This is a genomic window from Pseudoalteromonas sp. GW168-MNA-CIBAN-0100 (assembly GCF_040309225.1).
Taxonomy (GTDB): domain Bacteria; phylum Pseudomonadota; class Gammaproteobacteria; order Enterobacterales; family Alteromonadaceae; genus Pseudoalteromonas; species Pseudoalteromonas arctica.
The window spans coordinates 1-241 of the sequence record NZ_JBEOOL010001014.1 but is presented as its reverse complement, the minus strand read 5'-3'; the positions used below and the strand labels follow the sequence as shown (position 1 = coordinate 241).

Sequence of the window (241 nt, the reverse complement as noted above, 5' to 3'; positions counted from 1 at the left end):
GTTTAGCGGTGAGCGAAAGTTTTCGTGCCAGTTTTCGCCTTTAAAAATAGTCTCTATTTTTACAAAGCCTGATTTATGCGCGCTAATTTCTGCGCCCAATAAGCCATGCTGTAAACGAGGAGATGTTGGCATATCGCCCGAGTTAACATAAATATGACCTGAGTTTATTTCGCCTGCTATTTCACTTAATACATAATCTAGGTCGGCTCGATGTGCAATAGCGTCTGCCATAGGTTGGTAA

Annotated in this window: 1 protein-coding gene; it reads right to left on the bottom strand. The window is 41.9% G+C overall.

Annotation, left to right across the window (positions count from 1 at the left end; genetic code table 11):
• Positions 1-241, bottom strand: a 241-nt coding sequence (locus AAEY62_RS24415) for a PDZ domain-containing protein (protein ID WP_350637064.1), incomplete at both ends; no start/stop codon positions are given.